Annotated in this window: 22 protein-coding genes, 2 pseudogenes and 1 CRISPR repeat array; of the genes and pseudogenes, 13 read left to right on the top strand and 11 right to left on the bottom strand. The window is 41.5% G+C overall.

Annotation, left to right across the window (positions count from 1 at the left end; translation table 11 throughout):
• Nucleotides 1-1002, top strand: a 1002-nt coding sequence (gene vnfG / locus HWQ58_RS14040; protein ID WP_292863246.1) for a V-containing nitrogenase subunit delta, incomplete at its 5' end; no start/stop codon positions are given.
• Between the two features lie 321 nt (nt 1003-1323).
• Here the strand turns inward: vnfG and HWQ58_RS14035 are convergent.
• Nucleotides 1324-1461, bottom strand: a complete 138-nt coding sequence (locus HWQ58_RS14035; protein ID WP_292863243.1) for a hypothetical protein — start codon at nt 1459-1461, stop codon at nt 1324-1326.
• Nucleotides 1462-1507: 46 nt separating this feature from the next.
• On the opposite strand from HWQ58_RS14035, the gene vnfK reads away from it, so the two are divergent.
• From vnfK to HWQ58_RS14000, 7 genes and pseudogenes are all read left to right on the top strand, one after another.
• The gene (gene vnfK, locus HWQ58_RS14030; RefSeq protein WP_292863240.1) at nt 1508-2893 is read left to right on the top strand and encodes a V-containing nitrogenase subunit beta; all 1386 of its coding nucleotides are present in this window, start codon (nt 1508-1510) and stop codon (nt 2891-2893) included.
• Between the two features lie 233 nt (nt 2894-3126).
• Nucleotides 3127-4659, top strand: a complete 1533-nt coding sequence (locus tag HWQ58_RS14025; protein WP_292863237.1) for a nitrogenase component 1 — start codon at nt 3127-3129, stop codon at nt 4657-4659.
• A gap of 63 nt (nt 4660-4722) precedes the next feature.
• Nucleotides 4723-4872 (top strand): hypothetical protein, encoded by a 150-nt coding sequence (locus tag HWQ58_RS14020; protein ID WP_292863234.1) that lies wholly within the window; start codon nt 4723-4725, stop codon nt 4870-4872.
• 434 nt (nt 4873-5306) lie between these two features.
• The gene (locus tag HWQ58_RS14015) at nt 5307-6650 is read left to right on the top strand and encodes a nitrogenase component 1 (RefSeq protein WP_292863231.1); all 1344 of its coding nucleotides are present in this window, start codon (nt 5307-5309) and stop codon (nt 6648-6650) included.
• A 274-nt stretch (nt 6651-6924) separates the two neighbouring features.
• Nucleotides 6925-7080, top strand: a pseudogene (locus tag HWQ58_RS14010) (hypothetical protein); the annotation flags it as partial.
• A gap of 29 nt (nt 7081-7109) precedes the next feature.
• Complete coding sequence (locus HWQ58_RS14005; protein ID WP_292863224.1) at nt 7110-7451, top strand: GNAT family N-acetyltransferase; 342 nt, start codon at nt 7110-7112, stop codon at nt 7449-7451.
• Nucleotides 7452-7635: 184 nt separating this feature from the next.
• Nucleotides 7636-8613 carry a 2-dehydropantoate 2-reductase gene (locus tag HWQ58_RS14000; protein WP_292863221.1) on the top strand — a complete coding sequence of 326 codons (978 nt, stop codon included), beginning with the start codon at nt 7636-7638 and terminating at the stop codon, nt 8611-8613.
• A 141-nt stretch (nt 8614-8754) separates the two neighbouring features.
• On the opposite strand, the gene HWQ58_RS13995 is transcribed toward HWQ58_RS14000, so the two are convergent.
• On the bottom strand, nt 8755-10341 hold the full coding sequence (locus tag HWQ58_RS13995; RefSeq protein ID WP_292863218.1) for an EAL domain-containing protein: 1587 nt from the start codon (nt 10339-10341) through the stop codon (nt 8755-8757).
• A gap of 629 nt (nt 10342-10970) precedes the next feature.
• Here HWQ58_RS13995 and HWQ58_RS13990 point away from each other — a divergent pair.
• The 3 genes and pseudogenes from HWQ58_RS13990 to HWQ58_RS13980 form a co-directional block, all read left to right on the top strand.
• Nucleotides 10971-11111 (top strand): annotated as a pseudogene (locus HWQ58_RS13990) (IS630 family transposase); the annotation flags it as partial.
• A 39-nt stretch (nt 11112-11150) separates the two neighbouring features.
• Nucleotides 11151-12641, top strand: coding sequence for an ABC transporter permease subunit (locus HWQ58_RS13985; protein WP_292863215.1), 1491 nt, complete (start codon nt 11151-11153; stop codon nt 12639-12641).
• Entirely contained in the window at nt 12634-13368 is a 735-nt protein-coding gene (locus HWQ58_RS13980) for an amino acid ABC transporter ATP-binding protein (protein ID WP_292863212.1), read from the top strand. Before HWQ58_RS13985 ends, HWQ58_RS13980 begins: the two co-directional genes overlap by 8 nt.
• Here HWQ58_RS13980 and HWQ58_RS13975 read toward each other — a convergent pair.
• Entirely contained in the window at nt 13365-13853 is a 489-nt protein-coding gene (locus HWQ58_RS13975) for an NUDIX domain-containing protein (protein WP_292863210.1), read from the bottom strand. The genes HWQ58_RS13980 and HWQ58_RS13975 overlap by 4 nt on opposite strands.
• A 111-nt stretch (nt 13854-13964) precedes the next feature.
• Here HWQ58_RS13975 and HWQ58_RS13970 point away from each other — a divergent pair, with 111 nt between their 5' ends.
• A complete protein-coding gene (locus tag HWQ58_RS13970) occupies nt 13965-14549 on the top strand; it encodes an NAD(P)H-dependent oxidoreductase (protein WP_292863206.1) in 585 nt (194 codons plus the stop codon).
• A 43-nt stretch (nt 14550-14592) separates the two neighbouring features.
• Nucleotides 14593-16211: direct repeats of the CRISPR family, unit length 37 nt; unit sequence GTTTCAATCCCTAATAGGGATTTTGATGAATTGCAAT.
• Between the two features lie 268 nt (nt 16212-16479).
• On the opposite strand, the gene cas2 is transcribed toward HWQ58_RS13970, so the two are convergent.
• From cas2 to HWQ58_RS13945, 5 genes are read right to left on the bottom strand one after another with little or no spacing between them, the layout of a single operon-like run.
• Entirely contained in the window at nt 16480-16767 is a 288-nt protein-coding gene (cas2, locus tag HWQ58_RS13965) for a CRISPR-associated endonuclease Cas2 (RefSeq protein WP_069070563.1), read from the bottom strand.
• Nucleotides 16768-16780: 13 nt separating this feature from the next.
• On the bottom strand, nt 16781-17785 hold the full coding sequence (gene cas1d / locus HWQ58_RS13960) for a type I-D CRISPR-associated endonuclease Cas1d (protein WP_292863203.1): 1005 nt from the start codon (nt 17783-17785) through the stop codon (nt 16781-16783).
• Between the two features lie 57 nt (nt 17786-17842).
• The gene (gene cas4, locus HWQ58_RS13955) at nt 17843-18436 is read right to left on the bottom strand and encodes a CRISPR-associated protein Cas4 (protein ID WP_292863200.1); all 594 of its coding nucleotides are present in this window, start codon (nt 18434-18436) and stop codon (nt 17843-17845) included.
• 31 nt (nt 18437-18467) lie between these two features.
• Complete coding sequence (gene cas6 / locus HWQ58_RS13950) at nt 18468-19313, bottom strand: CRISPR-associated endoribonuclease Cas6 (RefSeq protein WP_292863197.1); 846 nt, start codon at nt 19311-19313, stop codon at nt 18468-18470.
• On the bottom strand, nt 19303-19923 hold the full coding sequence (locus HWQ58_RS13945) for a 2OG-Fe(II) oxygenase (RefSeq protein ID WP_292863194.1): 621 nt from the start codon (nt 19921-19923) through the stop codon (nt 19303-19305). Before HWQ58_RS13945 ends, cas6 begins: the two co-directional genes overlap by 11 nt.
• 105 nt (nt 19924-20028) lie before the next feature.
• On the opposite strand from HWQ58_RS13945, the gene HWQ58_RS13940 reads away from it, so the two are divergent.
• A complete protein-coding gene (locus tag HWQ58_RS13940; protein ID WP_292863191.1) occupies nt 20029-20439 on the top strand; it encodes a hypothetical protein in 411 nt (136 codons plus the stop codon).
• Here the strand turns inward: HWQ58_RS13940 and cas5d are convergent, their stop codons facing one another.
• The 3 genes from cas5d to cas10d all read right to left on the bottom strand — a co-directional run bounded on the left by cas5d (nt 20440) and on the right by cas10d (nt 25514).
• Nucleotides 20440-21147, bottom strand: coding sequence for a type I-D CRISPR-associated protein Cas5/Csc1 (cas5d, locus tag HWQ58_RS13935; RefSeq protein WP_292863188.1), 708 nt, complete (start codon nt 21145-21147; stop codon nt 20440-20442).
• On the bottom strand, nt 21147-22163 hold the full coding sequence (gene cas7d / locus HWQ58_RS13930; RefSeq protein WP_292863185.1) for a type I-D CRISPR-associated protein Cas7/Csc2: 1017 nt from the start codon (nt 22161-22163) through the stop codon (nt 21147-21149). The genes cas5d and cas7d overlap by 1 nt, the downstream gene beginning before the upstream one ends.
• A 66-nt stretch (nt 22164-22229) precedes the next feature.
• Nucleotides 22230-25514, bottom strand: a complete 3285-nt coding sequence (gene cas10d, locus HWQ58_RS13925; protein ID WP_292863182.1) for a type I-D CRISPR-associated protein Cas10d/Csc3 — start codon at nt 25512-25514, stop codon at nt 22230-22232.
• Between the last annotated feature and the right edge of the window lie 5 nt (nt 25515-25519).

The raw sequence follows: 25519 nt of genomic DNA, 5'->3' as shown, positions 1-25519 counted from the left end.
ATGTACAATGCCATCTATTCTCCTTTGATGAAGTTGGCTCAAATTGATATCCGTGATGAGCAAAATCCGGTAAGTACCAATGGTAATGGCAACGGTAAAGCTGCCAAAGGCCAATCTGAGGATGTCGTTTCTTTAATTCAACAGCAAGTTAAGGAAGCCACTTCAGAGGTCAAACAGCTAGTTAAGGAAACCACTTCCGAGGTCAAACAGCTAGTTAAGGAAGCTGCGCCACAGGTTCAACAGCCAGCTAAGGAAACTGCGCCACAGGCCAAACAGCCAGCTAAGGAAACTGCGCCACAGGCCAAACAGCCAGCTAAGGAAACTGCGCCACAGGCCAAACAGCCAGCTAAGGAAACTGCGCCACAGGCCAAACAGCCAGCTAAGGAAACTGCGCCGCAGGTTCAACAGCCAGCTAAGGAAGCTGCGCCGCAGGCCAAACAGCCAGCTAAGGAAGCTGCGCCACAGGTTCAACAGCCAGCTAAGGAAACTGCGCCACAGGTTCAACAGCCAGCTAAGGAAATTACGCCACAGGTTCAACAGCAAGCTAAGGAAACTGCGCCACAGGTTCAACAGCAAGCTAAGGAAACTGCGCCACAGGTTCAACAGCAAGCTAAGGAAGTTGCGCCACAGGTTCAACAGCAAGCTAACGAAATCGCGTCATACATTCAAGATCGAGCTGCACAAGTCACGAAATTAATTCAAGAACGGTGTTTGTGGCAGTTTCACTCGCGTGCATGGGATCGGGAAGAAAACATCAATGGTGTTCTCAATATGGCCGCCCAAATCTTGACTGGAGAAAAGGTGGTTCTAGAAACCTTGATTGACAGGGGTTTCTATGCAGATGCGAAGATCCTTTCGGCTGACCTAGAAATCAGGTTTTCATGGTTAGGTAACATGGAAAACTCGCAAAAGAAGGCAGTACTGGAGTCTGTTAAGGCAATGCTGATCGATATTGTAATAACCAAGTCGAAGAATGGTGAATTGCATTATTCGCTTTATTAAAGCAATTAGATCGGTAATTCAACCCTCCGGGTGACGCTCCTGCGTCGCTCTAAGTGAAGCTCGAAGACTTTACGCTGAGCTAACGGCAGTTCTTCTTGGGGGAAACCCCCAAGGACTGCCTCACCAAACGAACGGCGTTGCTCAATTGGAGTATGAATTAGAGTCTTGTCATCCTGTTAGTGTTTGTGCAGAAATTTTCTTACAGGGTAGAGAGTGATATCTACGACGAGCTACGCGCCAAAAACATTCCCAAGAAGCATAGTGTCCGCGTACCGTTTTACTACAGAGGCATCTCATCTAGTTTCCAAGATTTTTAGGAAATTAAATTCTACTTTTCTTCTGTAATCGACGGTATGCGTAACTTACTTCCTGGTAGCGTAAAGCGTTAGCGATCGCTCGCCGCAGGCATTGCTCTACTTTCTTAAGCTCAAAATGACAATTCATATCTTCGTTCAGCAACGCTAAACAAAATCACGCAATTTTTTACCACATAGGAGTCAAGAGAATGTCTGTAGTTGTAAAACAGAAAGAACGCAAGGGAATCATCAATCCTATATTTACCTGTCAGCCTGCTGGGGCTGAATATGCTGCAATTGGAGTAAAAGATTGTATTCCCCTGGTGCATGGAGGACAGGGGTGTAGTATGTTCGTTCGTCTGTTGTTTGCCCAGCATTTGAAGGAAAATTTTGACATTGCTTCTTCTTCACTCCATGAAAATAGCGCTGTCCTTGGAGGACAGCCACGCATTGAGGAAGCTGTACACACCTTAGTCGCACGATATCCCGATTTACGGATTATTCCAATTATTACGACTTGTTCAACTGAGACGATTGGGGACGATATCGAAGGAACCATTAACAAGCTCAACGGTCAGTTAAAGCAGGCCTATCCCGATCGCAAGGTTGTCCTTGTTCCTGTGCATACCCCCAGTTACAAAGGTAGCCAGGTCAGTGGCTATAATGTCGGCATACATGCAATCATTTCTACCCTGGCAAAAAAAGGCGAACCAACTGGCAAGTTGAACCTCATTACTGGGTGGCTTAACCCTGGGGATGTCACAGAAATCAAGCGCATCTTAAAAGATATGGATGTTCCAGCAAACATCTTAGTGGATACAGAATCCTTCGATGCGCCCACGATGCCCGATAAGACAAGTTTTGCCTTTGGGAATTCAACCATTGAAGAAATTGCTGATTCTGCTAATGCGTTGGGAACTATTGCCTTATGCAAATATGAAGGAGGCAGCTCAGCTGAATTCTTACAAGAGAAGTTTAAGGTTCCTGCAATCATTGGCCCAACCCCAATTGGCATCAAAAACACTGACGTCTGGCTGCAAAATATCCAGAAACTGACTGGCAAACCAATACCAGAATCTTTAGTCAGAGAACGTGGAAAGGCTATCGATGCGATCGCCGACCTCGCCCACATGTTCTTCGCTAACAAGAAGGTAGCTATTTACGGAGATCCCGATCTGGTAATTGGTCTAGCAGAGTTCTGCTTAGAAGTTGAGTTAGAGCCAGTGCTAATGTTGTTGGGAGACGACAACAGAGCCAGCAGCAAAGACCCAAGAATTGCCGCGTTAGAGAAGCAAGCAGCCTGTGATATCGAAGTTATCTGGAATGCAGACCTCTGGGAATTGGAGCGCCGCATTAAAGATAAATCCCTCGAAATCGACTTGATTCTAGGTCATTCCAAAGGTCGATATATTTCTATCGATCACAAGATTCCAATGGTTCGGGTTGGCTTTCCTAGTTTTGACCGGGCAGGTCTGTGGAAATACCCCATTATTGGCTATAAAGGAGCAGAATGGCTAGCAGACACCATTGCTAACACCATGTTTGCAGATATGGAGAACAAGCACGAGCGCGAGTGGATCTTAAACGTTTGGTAGAAAGCTGATGTATATGGGGGATGGCATCTATCCGCAGTGATATTTCTGTCATCCACCCCCAACTGATTAGATGGTATTTCCATCAGAATTTTTACGATACTTAGCAATCCTATGTCAATTGTAAACCAGGCAGCACCCGTTTAACTGATTAGTTTCAGAGGGCGGCTCAGTAGCCTGGTTTACGACTCACAGGGTACTGAAGACAGAAGCTATAGAAAGACTGGAGAGTGATCATGACTGCAACAAGTATAGATAAGAATGTTGTATTTTACGGAAATTTGAGCGAACTGTATCGCTTGGCAAAAGAGGGTAAAATTAAGACCACTTTACAAGGTAGTCATACCCGCCCCTGTAAATTTTGGACTGCAACGAAGATTTTAAGTGGGATTAAAAATGCGATCGTCATTTCTCATGGGCCGAGTGGCTGTGCCTATGGTGTAAAGCGGGCATACAAGCTGACCAATAGCCGCAATAGTGGTTCACCTTATGAACCCGTGGTGACTACGAACATGAGTGAGAAAGCGGTAATTTTTGGTGGAGAAAAAGAATTAGCAGGCGCGATTCGAGAAGTAAATGAAAAATACCATCCAGATGCGATCGTTGTTGCCACTAGTTGTGCGTCTGGTATTATTGGGGACTGTGTTGATGACGTCGTGAATAAGGCGCGTGGCGAAATCCAGTCTGAGATCATGACGATACATTGTGAAGGATTTGCCGGGGAGTATCGCAGTGGATTTGATATCGTATTTCGGCAAATCGTAGACTTTATGGAGCCGCCAACTCCAGAGCGGAAAGCACAACTAGCCGATGCTGTCAATATTGTGGGCGCAAAGATGGGCCCTGAAAGAACAGAAGTCGAAACTGATGTTAAAGAACTGGTGCGATTGATAGAAGGAATGGGGGCACGAGTTCACAGTGTCATCGCTGGTGACTGTACTTTAGAAGAACTCAAGCAAGCACCGAGTGCGGCAGTAAACTGTACTTTATGTTTGGATCTTGGCTATACCATCGGTAAAGCCATGTCAGACAAGTTCGGTACTCCGCTAAACTCTACCATCCTTCCCTATGGAATTACCGCTACAGAAAAATGGCTCGAAGGGGCGGCAAAATATTTAGGCATGGAAGAACAAGCGGCTGCCCTAATGGAAAAGGAATATGCCGCAATCAAGACTGAATTTGAAGCAGCTAAGGGTTATATAGAAGGGAAGTTAGCGATTATCGAAGGACATGATGCTATCAAGTGCTTATCCCTTGCTCACATGTTGGATCGTGATTTTGGGATGCGTGTAGTAATCTATAACTTCCATCCCTGGAGTACAGAAGCACGAGAAACCAGTGTAGACTACCTATTGGAAACAGGGTTAGACCCGGAAATCCTGATTACGAAAGGGACACTGGCCTTTGGCAAGTACGAGTCCATGAAACAAACGGAAGATGAATTACTAGATTTTATTGGTGGTCTTGATGCAGAATCGGTAGTTTATTTTGGTTCTTCCTTGAGTTTCCCCCATATTCCCGTAGTCGATTTAAATGCTATCTTAAATCGTCCCAGATTTGGCTATCGCGGAGCCTTAAAGGTCGCAAGGTGTATTAAAACAGCACTTCAATATGGCTTTAGACCTCGGAGTGCTTTAACCAAGCAAATGGTATTCCCTAAAAATTCCGGGTTAGCATCTACTCAATCACTAAGCGGAAAATTAGCTCAAGACATGCCTGATTGTACCGTATATGCAGAGAAGAGACGGGGAAAATGTATGAACGAGTAATAAATGCAAATGTGACTTTGCTGAATATAAAGTATGGATTTGTCTCACGCAGAAAATTGTAGGTTGGGTAGAACTTTAGTGTTACCCAACAAACTCTTCGGAAATATTGGGTTTCGTTCCTCAAACGCCACTTGCTTCTCCCAAGGGGAGACGCTGCGCGAACAAGTCGGCAGAGCCGCCCAACGCAGTGGCTCCCCAACCTACGTAGACTGATACGGACAAGGCTTAAGCCAAAAATGTCAAGGCAGAAGCCGTTACAGGCTGCGCGAAACACGGAAACGTCAAGGCAGAAGTTGCTACAGGGAAGGCAGAAGCTGTTACAGGCTGCGCGAAATACGGAAACGTCAAGGCAGAAGCCGTTACAGGCTGCGCGAAACATGGAAACGTCGAGGCGGAAGCTCTTACAAGGAAGACGGAAGCTGTTACAGGCTGCGCGAAACACGGAAATGTCGAGGCGGAAGCTCTTACAAGGAAGACGGAAGCTATTACAGGCTGCGCGAAACACGGAAACGTCGAGGCGGAAGCTCTTACAAGGAAGACAGAAGCTATTACAAGTTGCACGAAACATAGAAACGCCAAAGCAGAAGTCGCTACAGATTGCGTGAAACGCCTTTACATAGTCAAACTTTAGAGAAACAGGAGGAAAAATGTCTGCTGAAACGACTTTTGATAATTGTAACCATAGTAAAGACCCAGTAGTTGGCTGTGCCCTTGAAGGTATTGCAACTACAGTTGCTGGTATTAAAGATGTTAGTATTGTGATTCAGTCTCCACAGGGTTGCGCGTCCACTGTCGCAGCTGGGTATGATGCTCATGAGGTCGATTTCACCAAGCGGAAAGTAGGTTGTACTCGTCTTTTTGAGTCAGACATTGTGATGGGAGCGTCTGAGAAACTCAAAGGGATGATTAAAGAGGCGGATCAATCTTTTGATTCTAAGGTGATGTTTGTCGTTGGGACTTGCGCGGCAGACATCATTGGTGAAGATATTGCGGGATTGTGCAACCAGCTTCAGCCAGATATCAAAGCCAAACTCGTTCCTTTAATGGCTGGTGGGTTTCGAGGCAATGCTTACGATGGCTTGGAAATGGGTTTGGAGGCTTTACTTCCTTTTATAAAAAAAAGGCAGACCAAGAGAAGGGGCAGGAAGCCAAGGATTGTAAATATCATTGCGCCACAGGCAAATCTTAATCCTACTTGGTGGGCTGATTTGGAATGGGTAAAGCAGACGTTAAAATCTTTAAGGATTAAAGTACAGACGGTCTTCTCTCATAATACCTCCTTTGAAGAACTAGAGCAAGCTGGTGAAGCAACCGCCAATATTGTTCTCAGTCATGATGTTGGGTATAAGTTTGCTCGGAAAATGCAACAGACCCATGACATCCCTTTCATCCTTGATGATATACCTTTACCAATAGGTGTAAACAACACTACTCGATGGTTGAAGGCATTGGCGGCACATTTTAAGATAGAAGAAAAAGTAGAGCCAATCATCAAACAAGGCGAAGAAATGGTTGTAGATACACTTCGCAAACGAGCATTGATGATTATTCCCCGATATCGTAACTGTAGAATTGCCATCTCTGCGGATGGGACGCTTGGCATTGGACTGGTCAGAATGCTCTTTGAAGAATTGGAGATGATTCCGGAAGTCTTATTATTTCGCTCGGCGATGCCTGATTCTCGTTCAATTTTGGAGCGAGAACTGCACAGCCTCGGTCTTACTTCCCGCGTAATATTTTCGGCAGATGGCTATCAGGTAAAACAGACTTTAGAAGAGTTTGATGTTGATGCTGTGATTGGCTCGGCATGGGAAAAATACATGGCAGAGGAACTAGGAATAAAAATTGCTTTTGATGTATTTAGCCCCACTAACAGAGAAACTTATGTTGATAAGCCATATTTTGGGTATGAAGGCATGATCAATATAATGGAGGTGATTGCTAACGATTGGGATAGAGCTTTCCGTTCCAAAGAGATTAATTGGACATAGAAAAGTAGGCGTTGCAGAGAAAGCGGGATGATTTTGCTAGTTTTGTGGGATGGGCCGAAAAGCCCGTCCCTTGTATTTCAGGGCTCTCGTGTCGCCCACCCTACAAGAATCATCCCTTGATTCAGCAACGCCGAAAAGTATTGTGTCAAGAATGTTTTGATATCTTGATGCAGAGTTATCAAGAAGTATTGTGCTACACGTCTGGAGTAACGGCAGTCGCTACAACGGAGAGTAACTGCCGTTAGCAAAGCGTTAGCGAGAAGACGCCAGTTTTCACAATCCGCCAAGAATTGTGAAAACTGGCGATCGCATAGATATTGGCAAGGGACACGAAATTGAATTTGTGAGTTCGCCTAACTTCCACTGGCCTGATACAATTTTCAGCTACGATCGCAAAACCCAAATCCTCTATACCTGTGATGCTTTTGGGAAAACCTGACAGATCGCCGCAAACTCATCATGGTCAGGTGTATTTTTTTCCAGATCCCACAGCGATCGCAGCTATCTGAACATACCCGAATGGCATTAATGCCTGTAATCTCTATGGAGCATAGCTTAGAGCTTTTCTTAGTGCCATTCGTTCAAGCAACAATTACTATAGATAATAGTGCAATGCTTGTATATGTGTTTTTCCCTAATTTTTGGGGAAAAGGTTATGCGCTCGAAGCCGTGAAGTGTATGATTAATTATTTAGTTGAGACATACCAAAATCTTGATTTTCGCGCTGACGTTGATGTAGAAAATCACCGTTCTATTGCCTTACTACATAATTTGGGATTTGTCAGATCGACATTTTTTTAAAATATTGAGTCTAACCAAGATGAATTCAACCACGAAGTACAGTACCGCAAGGCGGAAGTCAAAAGTCAAAAGTCAAAAGTCAAAAGTTTTATAGAATAAGCTCTAAACAGCTTTTTAATGGTATGTTTATTTACGCCGTGTTGTACTAGATACTGTCTTCCACGACTCATATTCTTTTGACAAAATGAAAATCTGTATTGTTGGCGCGGGTGCAATTGGTGGATATTTAGGGGCAAAACTGGCACTAGCAGGTGAAGCAGTGACGCTGATTGCTCGTGGTTCTCATTTGGAGGCAATTCAAAACAATGGGCTGAAGTTACTTATGGCAGACGGTTCCAGCCAAATTGTTACTCCGATGGCAACGAGTGATATTCAGTCAGCAGGGACACAGGATGTAGTAATTTTAACTGTGAAGGCTCACAGTGTATCTGCGATCGCACCTTTTCTCCCAGCACTCTACGATGCTCACACAATTGTGGTGACAGCCCAAAATGGCGTTCCTTGGTGGTACTTTCGCAAGTATGGCAGTGAGTATGAAGGTACGCGGATTCAATCTGTCGATCCAGATGGGATTATTGAAGCTAGTATCGGTGCTGAACGTGCTATCGGTTGTGTAGTTTACCCGGCAACTGAGATAATTGAACCAGGTGTGATTAAACATATTGAAGGCGATCGCTTTACTCTCGGTGAAATCGACGGTACTAAAACTGAACGCATCCAATTATTGGCGCAGACTTTAAAACAGGCAGGATTCAAAGCACCAATCCGCAATCAAATTCGCACGGAAATTTGGATCAAGTTGTGGGGTAATGTGGCGTTTAATCCCATCAGTGCCCTGACTGGTGCTACTCTAGAGGATATTTGCCGCTATCCCCTCACCCGTGAATTAGCACTGCAAATGATGACCGAAACTCAAGCGATTGCTGAAAATTTGGGTATTAAGTTTGGCATCACTTTGGAACAGCGAATTAATGGAGCAGAAAATGTTGGTGCCCATAAAACCTCAATGTTACAAGATATTGAAGCTGGACGCGCTACGGAGATAGACGCGATTGTTGGCGCGGTGGCAGAATTGGGAAAACTCACTCAAATTCCCACACCTTATATTGATGCTATTTATGCCAGCGTTAAGCTGCTGGAGGCGACTAAAGTCAGAATTTGACAGTGCTGAAGTTTTATATAGTAGGTAAAAATTTTGGTTAAAAAATTCCTCTTTACTCTGTGTACTCTGCATCTCTGTAGTCTTCTCAAAAAAAAGTTAGCGATCGCCAAGAATTAACTAACGGACTTCCAAATAAAAAAATTAGCGAGCTTGGGTCTGAAGAAATTGCTCAAACTCCGCAAACGGTAGGGCGCGAGAGAATAGCCACCCTTGACCATAACGAACCCTGCGCGTTTTGAGGTACTGATATTGTGATTCAGTTTCAATACCTTCGGCCACGATGGTTAAACCAACCCGATCTCCAAAATCGATCAGGCTATCTACAAGCTGGGGTATTTGATTGCCGTATTCTAGCCCCTTAATAAATAGTTGATCCAACTTCAGTTGATCGATGTTAAGACTTTGTAAATAGGCAATATTTGAGTATCCGGTTCCGAAGTCGTCAATTGCAAAACGCGCTCCCCACAATTTGAGCCGAGCAATTGCATCCTGCACGACTTGCAGCTGTTTCTCAACCAGTTTATTTTCGGTAATTTCAAATGTGATCTGGGCTTTCTCGTGATTGTTAGCTTCTTTGAGTATCTGAATCAGGCGGTCTACATCACCGATGTTGAGTTGAGTGGGTGAGAGATTCACAGAGGTGTACAGATATGGGAACAAGGGTTCTAGAATGGCCCGATCTTGAATCACCTTTTTAAGCAGCCATTCAGTCATCGGCACGATCAAACCCGTTTCCTCGGCAATGGGAATAAAAAGACCTGGGTTAATAAGTCCCCTTTGAGGGTGATGCCATCGCAGTAATGCTTCTGAGCCTACGCACTGCCTTGTGTCTAAATCTATAATGGGCTGGTAATAAATCTCAAACTCCTTTTGGGCAAGTCCTCGTCTTAACTCATAATCTAGTGTGTTGAGCTTACGTATTTGGCGGATAAGAAGATAGATTAAAACCCCACTAATGAAGACACTCAACGGAACACCAACAATCAATTGTTGTAACCAATATCGCAATACCCACTTACGACCGAGCTCCCCCACAATTGTAATCCTGCCATTCCGAGTCGATTGAGTGACTTGCAATGTCTTAAAAGATGGATTTTGCAAGCCAGAATAAATGTTTGGAGGTAAAGAACCAATTCCACTGAGAAGACGTTCATCGCTTGCTACATAGGCAATAAAGCCGTTTGATCCTAAATCTAGATCGGGGATCGCCTCCAGAAAGTTGGTGAGAATGACTGGATCGACAAGCAGATAAATACTGCTGATTTTTCCAGAACCCTGTAACATCAAAACAATGGATTTTTCCTGCATGATCTGGGTTCTACCCAGTCCTAATATTTGCAGATCGGGATTTCTAGGGTCAAATTGAGCCTTTATAGGAGATATAGGTACGGACGCATTCATAACTCCCAAACTGGACAGAGTCAATAATCCTTTTGTATTGATGATGCCTGCTTCTCGAAAGCGAAAATCATTATAGATTTGTCGTTGCAGAATCTTGACTGAGGTTTGAGTATCTGCATTCTGAAGATCTACTTTACTGCGATGTAAGATTGCATCCGCATCTTCTAATAGTCGATCGGTCTTAATCGTTGCTAGTTTGATGATGCCTTCTAAATTTCCCTTTGCATAGGCAATCGCCTGCAAATAAGAGACGATCAATAAAACAACGGTTGGCAATACACTAACGACGATTACCAATAGCATTGGTTTGCGATATATGCCAAGCATTATAATACCATTTTTGTTGTATATTATTATGGGTTAAATTACTATTGGTCATCGATCGATACGGTATCTATATCGTTTCCAGTAACTGGAGCAATTGTCAAGGCTGATAGGGTCGATAGGCTAGCTAAAGCAAAATATAACAATTTTCATTTGATTTTAGGAAGAAAAGGTTATTTTAAGTAAGTTAATAAATTATCCAGGGTTTTCTGAAACTTAATATACCATGATTTTATCGTACCGACTTACTTATCTAATCTAACAATCAATACCTTTGCCAAAATAAGAGCCGACAAAAATGTTAGCAAAATCGGCAAAATGACTCGTAAATAAGCGTTTAGCTTATAAGGTAGCTTGAACTCTCAAACCTTTGATACTACTGGCAATACGTTAAAAAACCTTGCGGGAAACCTTAAAGGAATTTTTAGGACTTATTGTTTTTGCCAAGCTGTGGATAAGGTACTTGCATCCGCTTTGCTCCCAGGGCGAACGCACGGTATTTCTGAAACTCTTGCTGGATAAGGATATTGACGAAAAAATAGGTTAAATTTTAAAACGCCAAAACCCTTGCTATTAAAGGATTCTTATACTTTAGATGCGTTTGCCCTGGCTTTACTCCTAATTACCTATCACAAAATCCAATTGAGGATATTTGGTTACAAGCTAAAACATGGGTACGGCGTTTCTATGCTTTGATTCCTTCGTTCTCTGATCTGAAGTGGATGTTTGAGTGGTTTATCCGACATACTACCTTTAATTTTGCCACTCTTTAAATGTACGGAACTTTTTCAGAAATCAAATATTAGTCCTATATGAAGAAAAAAAAAGTATGGCTATTAACGATACTGGTTCTAGCAGCAGTAGTAATCAGCATCATTATCGGACATAGTAATTCTCTAAAAGCTGCTTCATCTTTAGGGAAAGATACGCTGACGATGATTACTTCCCCAGATTATCCTCCTTATGAGTTTTATAATACTAAAGGAGGCGATCGCCAAATCGTTGGCTTTGATATAGATATTGCCAAAACCCTTGCTGAAAAACTAGGGTTTAAACTTCAGATAATGGAATCCGATTTTAATGGATTAATTCCTGCACTCCAAGCAAATCGCGCTGATTTTGTCATGGCTGGGATGACTCCAACTCCAGAACGTCAAAAAAATATTGATTTTTCAATTATTTATTACGAAGCTAAAGATACGATTGTCGCTCCTAAAGGTAGTAACCTAAAGCAGCCCCAAAACTTATCAGGAAAAAAGGTTGGGGTACAACTAGGAACCATACAAGAGCAAAATGCCCAGAAAATTGCGAAAAAAGTTGCAGGTATTCAGCTAAAGCAACTCAACAAAGTGCCGGAAGTAGTTCAAGAAATCAAATCTGGGCGAATTGATGCAGCAATTGTTGAGGATACTGTCGCTAAGGGATTTGCCCAAGCTAACCCAGATTTAGAATTTAATATTATTCCTTCAGAGGAAGCAAGTGGATCGGCGATCGCTTTTCCTAAAGGTTCTTCTTTTGTAGAACCGTTTAACAAAGTCCTTCAAAAAATGAAAGACGATGGCACATTGGCTAAACTAGTAACCAAGTGGTTTTCACAGAACATTAGCGCCAATCCTGCATCTTCAACTCCTGCCAAAGGCGGATTGAATCTCGACTTCACCAGAATTCTTCCAGACATTCCCTTTATTCTGCGGGGAATCCCTTTAACTTTGTTGTTCACGCTATTATCTGTAACCTTGGGGTTAATCTGGGGAACAATCCTGTCTCTATTAAAAATTATTGGCATCAATTCGCTTACCTGGATTGCTAACGCCTACACTTCTGTTTTCCGAGGCACACCTTTGCTATTACAGTTGGCGTTGGTTTACTACGCAACACCCCAGCTTACAGGCTATGACATTTCCGCATTGGAGGCAGGGGTGTTAACTTTTACCCTGAATTCTGGTGCTTATATGTCGGAAACCATCAGAGGTGGGATTCAGGCGGTGGATAAAGGGCAAAGTGAAGCGGCGATGTCTATGGGTGTTCCCTATTGGTTGATGATGTGGGATGTGATTTTACCCCAAGCATTGAAGAACATTCTCCCCGCATTGGTAAATGAAACTATTGGATTGCTCAAAGATTCCGCGCTGGTGTCAACCATTGGGGTGGTGGAAATATTACGCAGCGCCCAAATCGTTGGTGCAAACAAATATATTTATTTTGAACCACTGCTATTTGCAGGGTTAATCTACTATGTTTTGGTAATGGGTATGACCTTGGGTGCATCCGCTTTAGAAAGGAGGTTACGGGAAAGTGAATAATGTAGTAATTCGCACAGAATTCTTATGTAAATCTTTTGGTAAACTCGACGTACTCAAAGATATTTCCACCGAGTTTTATCAAGGAGAAGTGGTTGCTATATTAGGCCCTTCTGGTTCAGGTAAGTCTACCTTTTTACGATGCATAAACTTACTAGAACAACCCACCAGAGGAAGAATCTACTTTCACGAGCAAGAAATCACCAAGCCTAAAGCAAACATCGCTAAGGTGCGCCAGCATTTGGTGATGGTATTTCAACATTTTAATTTGTTTCCCCACATGAGTGTGCTGCAAAATGTCACCTATGCACCCATCAAAGTGAAAGGAATAAACAAGCAAAAAGCAGAAGAACATGGCTTAGAATTGCTTGCTAAGGTAGGTTTAGAGCCAAAAGCGTCTGTCTATCCATCCAAACTATCGGGGGGACAGAAACAGCGAGTAGCGATCGCTCGGGCATTAGCAATGGAACCAGAGATGATTTTGTTTGATGAACCCACTTCTGCCCTAGATCCAGAAATGGTTAAGGATGTGTTGGAAGTGATGAAAGCTTTAGCGCTATCTGGAATGACAATGGCGATCGTCACCCATGAAATGGGCTTTGCAAGAGAAGTTGCTAATCGGATTATGTTCCTCGACCAGGGAATTTTAGCAGAAGATACTACTCCTGGCGAGTTTTTCCAAAATCCTAAGTGCGATCGCGCTAAACAGTTCTTGGAAAAAATGCTTTAAAACAATTGAAATTCGCCGCTTTTTTTATATTCTTGAAACTTTTCTAAAACAGGGCGATCGTTTGACGTTAACGCAGGTAAGTCTGCCAAATCGAAAAATTCCAGTGCTAACGATTCTCCATCTAGGCAAGCAAGACTGCCTTCCCATTCAACAGATCGCAAAATCAAATTGAAGGTTTGGACGCGATCGCCGTTAGGATAAGTTACAGTTTCAAAGGCTGGGTTGGAAGAAAACCCCACAGCTGCAAAACGCTTAACCGTTAAACCAGTTTCTTCAAAAACCTCTCGTGCTGAACATTCTTCGGCAGATTCACCTACTTCTGGATAGCCACCAGGTAGCCCCCAAAGTTTAAAATCACTTCGTTTTTGCAACAGAACGCGCCCCAAGTTATCCTCGATAATCACGTATACGCTAAATAACAGAAGTAGGCGATCGCCTACAATTTGTCGTAACTTGCCGAGGTAAGAGTCTGACCAATTCGCCATAATCTGAGAGAAAGTTTGTAAAGAAAATCTAAAGGTAGCAAATAGCGATCGCCTGAAAACAGGATAATGCAGCTGAACAGGTTAATTCTTCTCATTCAACCTAGTAGAATTATGGCATCTACACCCAAAATCCTCGCCTTTGCCGGCAGCACCCGGATTGATTCTTACAACAAAAAATTGGTAAAAATCGCGGCAGATGGTGCTAAGGCAGCAGGCGCAGAAGTGACTTATCTAGACCTCCGCGATTTGCCTTTACCTCTGTATGATGAAGATTTGGAAGCTCAAGAAGGACTACCTGCCAACGCCCGCACGTTTAAGGACTTGATGATTTCTCATCAAGGATTGCTGATTGCTTCGCCGGAATATAACAGTTCACTCACAGCAGTTTTGAAGAATGCTATTGACTGGGCATCTCGTCCATATCCAAATGAAGCACCTTTGGCTTTGACTGCTTTTGTAGGGAAGGTTGCTAGTATTATGAGCGCTTCCCCAGGCGCTCTTGGTGGTTTGCGGGGGTTAGTTCACCTGCGGTCTATCTTGGGAAATATCAAAGTTTTGGTACTTCCCGACCAAGTAGCAGTACCCAAAGCTTATGAAGCCTTTAATGCTGATGGCACGTTAAAAAATCCCAAACAGCAAGAATCTATTGAGCGGTTAGGCGATGGCTTAACAAAGATATTGCTGAAGCTTAATTAAATTCTTCAGGTGTTCAGTAAATAACGAACACCTATAAGTAAATGTTTGAATTCCTAATAGGGATTTTGATGAATTGCAATCAAAAAGATCAGGTGAGTTATTAGTTAGATAATCGTTTCAATCCCTAATAGGGATTTTGATGAATTGCAATTGTATACGGTTGCCAGATTCCTTGCAATTAATTTGTTTCAATCCCTAATAGGGATTTTGATGAATTGCAATGATCCAAGCATGACCAAAGCAGTACCGCCAAACAAGTTTCAATCCCTAATAGGGATTTTGATGAATTGCAATCGATCAGATGCGATCGCAGTACGCCGACGTGCCAAACGTTTCAATACCTAATAGGGATTTTGATGAATTGCAATGCTTGATACTTGGATTCCAGTTTCTATTGCTGGGTTTCAATCCCTAATAGGGATTTTGATGAATTGCAATTTTTTTATCCGCACCACTGCTAACAAATCTAAGCAAGTTTCAATCCCTAATAGGGATTTTGATGAATTGCAATCCGGTTCAGTTAAAGTATGACCAGTCATTTGTTCAGTTTCAATCCCTAATAGGGATTTTGATGAATTGCAATTATATTGTAACTTGTAATTAAATTGTTATTCTATGTTTCAATCCCTAATAGGGATTTTGATGAATTGCAATTCATAGTCCTCTTCGGTTAGCCCGAAGTCATCTATGTTTCAATCCCTAATAGGGATTTTGATGAATTGCAATTCCTTATGGTACGAAGATTTAGAAGAGGCTTCGGTAGGTTTCAATCCCTAATAGGGATTTTGATGAATTGCAATACAGTTAGGGATTACCGCGTGTTTAGATGCATCTGTTTCAATCCCTAATAGGGATTTTGATGAATTGCAATTAAATCTTGTTTTGAGCAGTAATCAAAGCATTAAGTTTCAATCCCTAATAGGGATTTTGATGAATTGCAATGGGTACACAATGAATCTACTCAGGAGTTTACTTACGTTTCAATCCCTAATAGGGATTTTGATGAATTGCAATTAGGAATACGTTTGATGGTGGAAGACAAGGTAATAGTTTCAATCCCTAATAGGGATTTTGATGAATTGCAATAACTCTATTATCAGTTACACTTATATATGTGTATGGTTTCAATCCCTAATAGGGATTTTGATGAATTGCAATAAATTCTTTGTAATAGTCACATTTTTCTGGGCAGTTTCAATCCCTAATAGGGATTTTGATGAATTGCAATGCTGTAGGCACCGAGCTTATGGCGCAATTTTTTGTGTTTCAATCCCTAATAGGGATTTTGATGAATTGCAATCTTGCTATGGATACTTTGGGAAATCGATAGGCTTAAGTTTCAATCCCTAATAGGGATTTTGATGAATTGCAATAATGCAAATGCAACCGATGCTAATTGCTTAGTCCAGTTTCAATCCCTAATAGGGATTTTGATGAATTGCAATTGCTGATTACTGCGTTAAAATACAGTCAGATTTTGTTTCAATCCCTAATAGGGATTTTGATGAATTGCAATGCGGTGCATACTCTCCTCTCTCTTGTAATCTTTTTGTTTCAATCCCTAATAGGGATTTTGATGAATTGCAATTTGGCGAGTCAGTGGAAAGGGGTTTCAATCAAACTATGTTTCAATCCCTAATAGGGATTTTGATGAATTGCAATGGCGGGAGCCTGAAAGTCAAGCTGTATTTAGTTTTCAAGGTGCGGTTGCGCGATTCTGGAGCAATCATAGCATTAGAGAATTCGTTTGGAAAGAGCGCCAGGAAAATTTAAAGGCTGAAATCGTATTTTGATAAGCATTTCAGAGATTGCGCGGATGAGGATTAGGCGAATAATGGCTTGAAAGCCTTACTGGAGTTGGGATAGAAGCACTTTTTTATGGCTGTAAAATTTCTACACCTACCTTTTCGCGCATTTGATATACAGAAACCTAGCTAGAAGGAGACTCAGCAAAGAAAATTGTTTCGTCTCGTGGCTGTTCTCCGCCAATGCGTTCGACTTTTCGCTGACAACAGCCACAGAGAAAATAAAAACGAACGCTGTCAGTGTCGGGTTTAATCAATTTAGCCAAACGCGATCGCAGTTTAGCATACTGAGTGGGAGTGATATCGCACTCAAAGACACTCAGTTGCATCCATTGTCCGTAGGATTTCAGAATCGAATGGATTTTAGTCCGACGTTTATCTTCTGGAATGTCGTAGCTGACAACAATATACATGGGAGTGGGGGAATTATTTGAGAATTAAAGGAGGATATTTATCGATTTCGTTCATCAGGTATTTCGCCAGTAATCTCGCTTGAATTTCAAAGGATTCTTGGTAGGTGCATTTGTTTCCCATGACTGGATGCTTGAAACTCGATTGTTTCTTTTGTTCGTAAGCGCGAAGAAATGTATGCAATCCTTCTTTGGTTAAAGACACAGCACCACTGAGCGGTTCGGTGGTAAAGTCAGTTAGGGTTAGCGATCGCTTGTTAATCAGCGACAACACTACAGCATCTACTATTAAAGGACGAAATTCTTCCATCAAGTCTAAAGCTAGGGAAGGTCTACCATAACGCTCAACGTGTAAGTATCCTAGATAGGGATCGAAGCCAACAATATTTAAAGCACTTTGCACATCATGACGTAGCAATGAATACCCAAAACTCAGCAGGGCATTAACTGGATCGGTTGGTGGGCGGCGGCGTCTGGCTTCAAATTGAAATTCTGAGGTTTTAATTAGCTGTTGAAAGCAACCAAAATAAGCTGCACTACCAGCACCTTCTAAGCCTCTGAGGGAATCAATATTGTTTGTGTTTTCAATTGGTGCGATCGCCTGTTCCAATCGAGTGATGTTATTATTCAAATCAACATCAGGATGTTCTCGTTGAGTGCGAAGTAAGCTATGGCGGTAATTTTTTAATTTCCCCCGCACAAATCCTTTGACTAAGTGTATTGCTGATTGTGATTCTCCCACAGCTTGCCATTGGGCTTTACGAACAAAGATATTTTTGGTAACTTCTGGTTCTAAACGTCCTAAATATCGTCCGTTTTGTGTGAGAAAAGTTAAACAAATGTGACGTTCTAAAAGTTCACTGACAACGGAGGGGGAAACGGTAGCCCGTCCTAGTACTACAATTCCCTCTATTTTAATTAAAGGGATATCCAAAATTGTTTTTTGTTCAGCTTTGACGGTGAGACGTTCGTCAACTTTGCCGATAAAAGCATCGGCTTGTGTTACGTAAACTGTTCCCATTTTTGATTATTTCTAGTAATAATTGGTGCTGGGTAATAGAATTCGCCAGAGTATAATTTAATTGACTTCTTGATAACTTTTGACTTTATCGGTTGCTTTGGGTAAACATTGCGAATAAAGACTGCATCCTTGGCAGCGTTTGCTGTAAACTGGTTTTGGCATTATCCCTGTTTCTAGGAGATTTGTAACAGATTGAATAGTTGCGATCGCACTTTGCCGTAACTCTTGATTAATCTCTACTAATTGCCGTTGATGGGAGTGGGCATAATAGATATATCCAGTAGTAACAGCTTGTCCTGTCATCTCTTCTAAACATAAAGCTTGGGCACAAACTTGCAACTCATCGTTATCCCATTCGCCTTTGCGTCCTCGTTTGTATTCAACTGGATAAATTTGACCAGATTCTGCTTCAATTAAGTCAGATTTGCCGATGAGTTTGTATTGCTCAGACTTTAGCCAAATTGCTCGAATTTGCCAAGTTTCTCCTCGTTGTAAATCGCCTGTTGTGTGGACGCGATCGTGTAATGTAGTGCCTTCAATTGTATATTGATTATCGGTAAATTCGCCTGTACAAAACATTCGCCAGCAACGATGCGGACAATAGGCATATTGATTCAATGCCGCGATTGAAATATATTCGGTTTGATTCATAACTGAGGTGGTTTTTAAATGATTATTAGAATTATGGAGAATATAGCCGCCGTGTCATTCCCATTCCCATAGTTGTTTTGCGACCAATTCCTGCATACAAAGCAAAGTCAGCTAAGGCATTGATTTGCTTAATTTGTATAGGTTCAATTTCTCCCAAAATCTTATAGGTAACTTCGCCAATAATGCCAATGAATTTGCTGCGGGAGTCGGCTAATATTTCTGTGTGAATGTTGACAAAAGAAGGAAAGATTGACTCGATCGCAATCTGAGAAAATTCTATGCCACTGTATTTATTCCACCGCGAAAGTAGGGAATTAAACACAGATTCTCTGGTAGGAAGGGTAGTATCATACTGTCCTTGACGGAAGGCGGTAGGCGTGCAGAAGCTAAGGTTAATGGAAGAATTGCGCTCGCTAGCTTCTTCGTATAATTGAGCGTAAGTAGTGGCATTTGCCCAAGGTTGAATAGATTGGGGTGTGCCTTGAATGCTGGTAATATACAAGTCAGCCGGGCCAAGATGCCAAGGGCGATTGGGATTAAGATTTAGCCAGAGTTGAGTAAGTTTGCCAAATAAAGTGTCATCTAATAAAGAGATGCGCCACCAACAAGGAGTCCCGGCGGAGATGGGTTGTTGATGTGAATATTGCAACTTAGATCCCCCCCTACCTTCCTTCAATACGGGGGAGTTTGTATTACTAATTTGTAAAGGTGAAAGAGTGAAAGCTTTGTCAGCAGTGGAATCATGCAAGCGATCGCCCAATGTCGTATCTACTGAACTAACAAGGGTTAAAAATAGAGCGTGGAGATGTCTACCTGTAAGATACTGTGGTGGAATGGGCGATTGAGGTAGCAAATTCAACACTAAACTATGAGGCATACTTTCTCTTTTTGGTTGTAGACTGAGTGCTTCTTGACTCTACAGTAAACTCAGGGATTTCCTGGAGTTCAGCATCACTCAAACTATACTGTTCACAAACTAAACTTAAGCGATTTCCTGGGGTTTTGACAGCGTTAACCGAATGGGTTAAATCACCTTGAAAATAAACTAAAGTATTGAATTGGGGCTTAATTTGCCCAAGTTGGCGTTTGTGCGATCGCAATACCAGTTCTCCCCCTTCCATATCTGCTGGTACTCGCACATAAAGCACACTAACAACCGCAGGCGGTTCAATGGTTTTGCTGTAGGAACGTAAGGAGCGATCAATATGCGCATCGACGCGGGAGCCTTCCTTTAGCTGTAAAGGATTGAGGTAAAAAGCATTACAATTCGGCTGGAGAGCCAAATCAAGGTAAGGCTTGAAGTAGGGAAACTGCTGTTCTACTTTTGCTAATCCAGAACGCTGAAATACTACGGAAAATCCTTTAGTGGCGACAAAATCGCGGTTAAGGTTGTTGATCGCAAAATAAGGACAAGCTTGGATTTCTCCCCACAAGTTGTTTAGGTAATCGCTGGGGAAGGCGTTGGATTGTTGTTGATAGTGTTTCACGGGTGGGGAGCGATCGCTGAATGTGGTATCTAAAATTTTAAGGGCTGTCGAGTGATGATAGTAGTATTCTTTTAGGTGAGGAAAACTGCATAGGGAGAAAAACCAATGAGAATTGATGATTACAATGCAGCAAAGGCACTAACTGAAAAACTTAAAGAGAACTTACCCATTAAAGCACGAGCAGGGAAAGAGTTTTTAAAGACATTAAAGCAAAAAGGGGAAAACGCCGATCCAGACAGAGAGTTTGAAATTGATTTCGTTGGTTATTCAGGAGATGAAGGCGGGATTATGTGCGGACTAAAAGAGCCAAATAATCCCGAAAGTAAAGAAAAATATGTTTCTTCTATTACTCACCTAAAAATTGACTCTAATCATCCTCTAGCTGCTGAAGTGCAAGCTTACCAAAGCAAGCGAATACGTAAGTTAATATTGCAAGATTCCAAAGGTTTTAAAGCAGAGCTAATGACACTAGAGCCAGTAAAAAATAAAAACCGTGGTAAAGGTTTTGGGAAGTAATTAACTCCGAAACCGATATTCCATCCGTGCTGGAATTTTCAAGTTTTGAATGCCATCAAATTGATAGTATTGACCTCGCATTTGAACATTCTGAATTAAGCTGACTGGAGGCATATTCACAACATCATAGCTAATCACTTGATTGGTGAACATGACATCTAAAGGATTTAATGGATGGGTACAAGTGAATATACCTTCAACAATTTTAGGTTTCGGTAATTGTTCAACCGTCACTTCAGCCTTGCTCATCCATTTACCCAAGCGAATCCACCTTGATAGTTTGAGTTCTTTTTGAGATATGACAAAAAACTCAAATAGACTTTCTGCGGCTATTTCCTTTGCTCTGCCAAAACTAGGGATATTTTTTTGTGTTTTCTCCATTTCAACGTGGTAGTTGTTGTTAGCATACTTCCAGGTGTTGAGAATGGCAGAATGATTGAGCGATCGCGCCGGAGTTACATAAATTTGCTGTTGATTTAGTGGCGTTAAATGCTCCTCATATTTTGGCACTTGTTCAGGACAAAAATAGCGATAAGAATGTTCTTCAGCAACGGTAGTAAAGTAGATTTTGCTATCAACTAATCCCAGTGCATAACAGAGAGCGTAATTGTGAATTTTTGGCTCTGTTTCATACAATCGTCCGATTTCACGAGTTGCAAAATACAGGCTGTCATGCAACTCCAATTGACAGCGATAAATAAACACCATTACTCTTTCCCCACTTTAGCAGCAGTTTTCTTCTTACTGATATGCTTCTTGGCATAATCTTTAGCTTCTGCATCAGCCTTTTGCAAAATTGCCTGAATTCCTTTCTCACTTCCTGTTAAAGTTTTGACTTCATTAATGAGGGATACAAAAGTATCACCAACAAAATCTGTATGAACAATAAACTCATCAGCCATTAACGCCTCAATAGCATTTTTAGCAGCAGTGATTACATCATCTTCATCTAGCGGATCGGGAGGATTTAAAGTATTATTAGATTTCATTTGGTCATATATTGCCTGAGTCCAACGCAGGTTACTGGTGATTTCTCCATCAGCAAATACAACACCAATTAACTCGTTTCTAACGCGACCTGTACGGGTTGTTTGTGCTCCATAATGACGAGTTCGCAGAATGTTATTAAAAACGTAAAGAAAGCTAGCCTCGGTAGGGTCTTTTAAAGTAACAATACTAGGAAAGAAAACTTGCGGTCTAATGTGGTCTTGTTGATTAATTCGACTGGTAACTTCACCAGGTTTAGAATTATTTTCACCCTTGGAAGCCATCGTGCCATTTTCATAAGGAGCGTTGAGAGTGAATGTTTCGTGTGATTCATCAAAAGCTGTAATTGAAAATGCTGTGTCTACCACAACTTTTGATTTTTCCGATCCAGAGTCACCAATAGCAAATCCGTAAATGATGCAATCAGGGTTATCCATTGCGAAATTCACATTGTATTCGCATTCTTCAGCCGTCATTAAGCCATAGTTACGCAGTAATTCCCGACCGACTAAACGCTCTGGAGTAGACTGTTTGCGTTTGAACATTGACAAACGGCTAATTGTGGTTTTATCTTTAACTCCTGCTCTTACCCGTGCTTTATTCAGTTCTGCATCTGTCTGGAATAGTGGATAAGATTCTGTAATGCGGATGGTTAAAAAATGAACATATTTCCCCATTGGTTTATAAGGAATTTCAGCTTGAAAAAATTTTGGTTCAACAGTTTTTAAAAGTACCATGATTTATCTCCAAAGAATTATTCATTACTTGTTTACGTTTCCAGTAAAAATGGTTAGGGTAAATTCCTACTCATTCTCGTTATCTATTTCCGCAGATTTTTCATTTTTGCCTGCATTCTCTTTATCATCTTCAAGACGATAAAGAAACTCGCAGGTATCTCGAATTAAGTTGAGTTGACGGCCTGCCAAACGAGCGCGATCGCCTGCAAATGATTTATCAAATACCTCCACTACAAAATACTTGGCAAAATCTAGAACAGCTTGCCGTTCTTCTTCTCGTTTGCTCATGCTCCAACGTCCTTCAGCAGTAGAAGAATGAACACGATCCATGAGTTTAAAAACTTCTGCTGCAACAGCCGCAACTAATGTTTCTCCTTGAAACACACTTGACTCAGCTTTGAGTATAGTTTCAGCCGCAATATCAATTGGTTTTAACACAGCATTAGACTTGGGATTATAACGCTTATTAGCTCGGTAAAATCGGCGGTATAAATCTGTTAATTTCTTAGGATGATTCAGGCTTGATACTTCTCCCACAATTAATTGCTCCATATTAGTGTCATATTTTATATAAGGGTCAAAACAAGGATAAAAATGATAGGCATAAAGCCGGATTTTCTCGATTCGTGCTGTTTCCGAACCCTGGTTACGCACCCAGCGATTGAGATAAGAAAAGACGTACAGTGGACTGGTTTCAAAATCTTTAGCCAGTTCTGTAAATCTCCCCCAGTTGGCATCGTAACCAGACTTACCCTGCTTAGCATTCACATCTAAATGAATGGCATAAGCGGCGGTAAGCACATTTAAAGGTGCTGGGTATTGGATGCCGTTTTCGTTCCAACCTTCGAGGATGTAGTCAAGACGGAAGCGATCGCGCCTTACTAAAGCACGGAAAGCATGAGGCGCACTATCAAGGAAAACGCTTTCCTCAAACTCAGCACCATCATTAAAGGGTGGAATCGGTGACTCAGAGACTACAGTTTTAACATCTAAAATCATCGGGAAAGCAAACGCTAACCAAGTTGGCATTACCCAAGATTCTGTATCGGTGCTGTCTCTTCCTGGCGGGAGTGCCATGAAGTAAAATGTTAAAGGCTGGTCTTCAGGATAGGAAAGCTTAAAGGTGCGATCCTTGTCACGCTGGAGGTTTTCATCAATTAAGAAACTATCTACACTTTGGTAGCGATCGCGCCCCAAGTTAGCCTGTAAATCCTTACTGATAAAATGATTGCGAACGCTCGTATCAAAGCGAGTTTGAGCAATACCATTGTAAGCTTTCTGCAAAAACTTGTTCGTTTCTGGAGTAAAGTAATAAGTGGGATAAAAGTAGAGATAACGATATTTACCATCTTCAAATCGCTTACCTACAGCTTGAGTTTGATTCATCAAGATTTGCCTTAGCATCATCTCCACACTTGCAATACTGGAGATATTACGTTTAGCGTTAGAACCTCCTAACATTTGCTTGTTTGTATAAACTTGAGGTGTAAATAAAACTGCTGATTCCATTTGCTCAGTAACCGTGTAAGCAGAATGAGATATTGAGCAGATTAATTGTTTCCCTCGCCCTGCTTTTTTAGCAGCATTGTAATTACTTAACTCATTTAGGAATGTTTCAACTTGAGTTTTAACAGATAACTCTTGATTAGTGCCTGGTAACATCACCACTCGTTTTACCCAAAGCCTTAAATCATCCCAACCATCAGGCAATTCATACTGAGAAATTATCGGGAAAATTAAGGTTGTCAAATAGTCAATGACTTGCTGACAAGGTTCGCGTACATCTTCAATTCCTGGATGATGTTCTAAATATTTAGCTGCCAGATAATACCATTCATAAGGTACTCCTCCAGTATTCCCCTTTAACTTGTTTTCTTTGAGACTTTCATTAATGCGTTGAATTTCTCTAATTTGGGGTAAACATTCTGCTAAATTCCAAAATTCTGCAACTTTGTGAGTTAAATCAAAATCGGGAACTGCTGGCAGCTTTTTATCTTTTTTACGAGCAGAATCAACCCGATTAACTGTTTCTTCCCAAATCTTCCGGCTAACTAAATCACCAAATTCTGCTATTTGGTCAATGCGAATATCGTCTTCAAATTGAAAGTCATAATCAGCAGATAAAACATTTTGTTGCTGAAACTTATTCAGATTTTCGCTGCGACTTTTAGCGACAGAGCCTTTATTAGGGTTTAAGATGCGTAATGTAGCATTTAAGGCTACTTTCATCAAGTTTATATCATCAAAAAATAAGTTGTAATATTCGGCATATTTCATGCCTTTGCCATCTCTACCAAATCCTGTTTGTCTGAGGCGTAATTGACCTGCACAAAGCGATTTAATACTGTTAACTACACGGTCTGGTAAATCTTCTGGCGAGATAGCTGGAGCATTGCGCGAAGCCAAGTATATTACGCCTATTGGCAGATATAACAAAGGTTCATAGTAGGTATGCTCATCAGTATTGAGACTAGTATGAGCCTGAATTAAAGCATTATTCACCACATTAGTTAAAACACCACGATTCTCAGCAATGCTGTGATAGGTAAATTTTAATTGTCCATCACTGAGGCTGTGGATGATTTCTTTGAGTCTAGGATGTTCTGCATCCTGGGGATGTTTAACAATTGAGGCGAGAGAATCAGCTAAACAAGTTAAATCAGATAAACTGCGAAGGGTACGGTCTTTGAGAAGAGGATTCAACCCAAACTCCGAAAAATTCCAGTTAGTATCCCAGCGACGTTGAGCATTATAAGCCATGCACAATAAATCATCTAGATACTCTCGATAAGCTTCAGGATTTTCTGGATTTATAAAGTTATCTAGTCCTAACTGGTGAACTTTTTTATCAATAATTTCACGATGTTCTGCTAACGGTAGCTTGCGACAGTTTTCAGGTACATCAGGAAACTTTTCAAAATCATGTAAAATAAATCCAGCGATTACTAATCTACGCTCTCGCTCTTTCACCACTCGCTGCACTGTGGTATTGAGTTTTTCTAAACGTTTCTCAATTAAATTAGCGGGGAATAAACCATTGAGTAAGTGAGTATTCAGTGATTGATCAGCCGCGTTATCTCGTCTGACTTTAGTTTTTCCTTCAGCTTCTCGCTGTTGGTCAATTTCATCAAAAAACTTACCGCCTTTCGCTGTTACACCAATCGCTATTCGCAACAGATTTGGTAAAACATACTCACTAAAGTCTGCCATTACCTTATCATCAGGATTTTGAGATTGAATTGCTTCTCGTAATAACTTGAGTGTTAGTAACTCACCTTCAGTTTCAATAGTGCGGTCTGAAGAATCACCATCAAAACCAAAATCACCTGATAACCAATCATCATTAGACATTTTTA

The sequence above is a fragment of the Nostoc sp. LPT genome, assembly GCF_017115165.1.
In the GTDB taxonomy this organism is placed as follows: Bacteria; Cyanobacteriota; Cyanobacteriia; order Cyanobacteriales; family Nostocaceae; genus Nostoc.
Note: the sequence above shows the minus strand (reverse complement) of the source record. Positions and strands in the feature narration are given on the sequence as shown.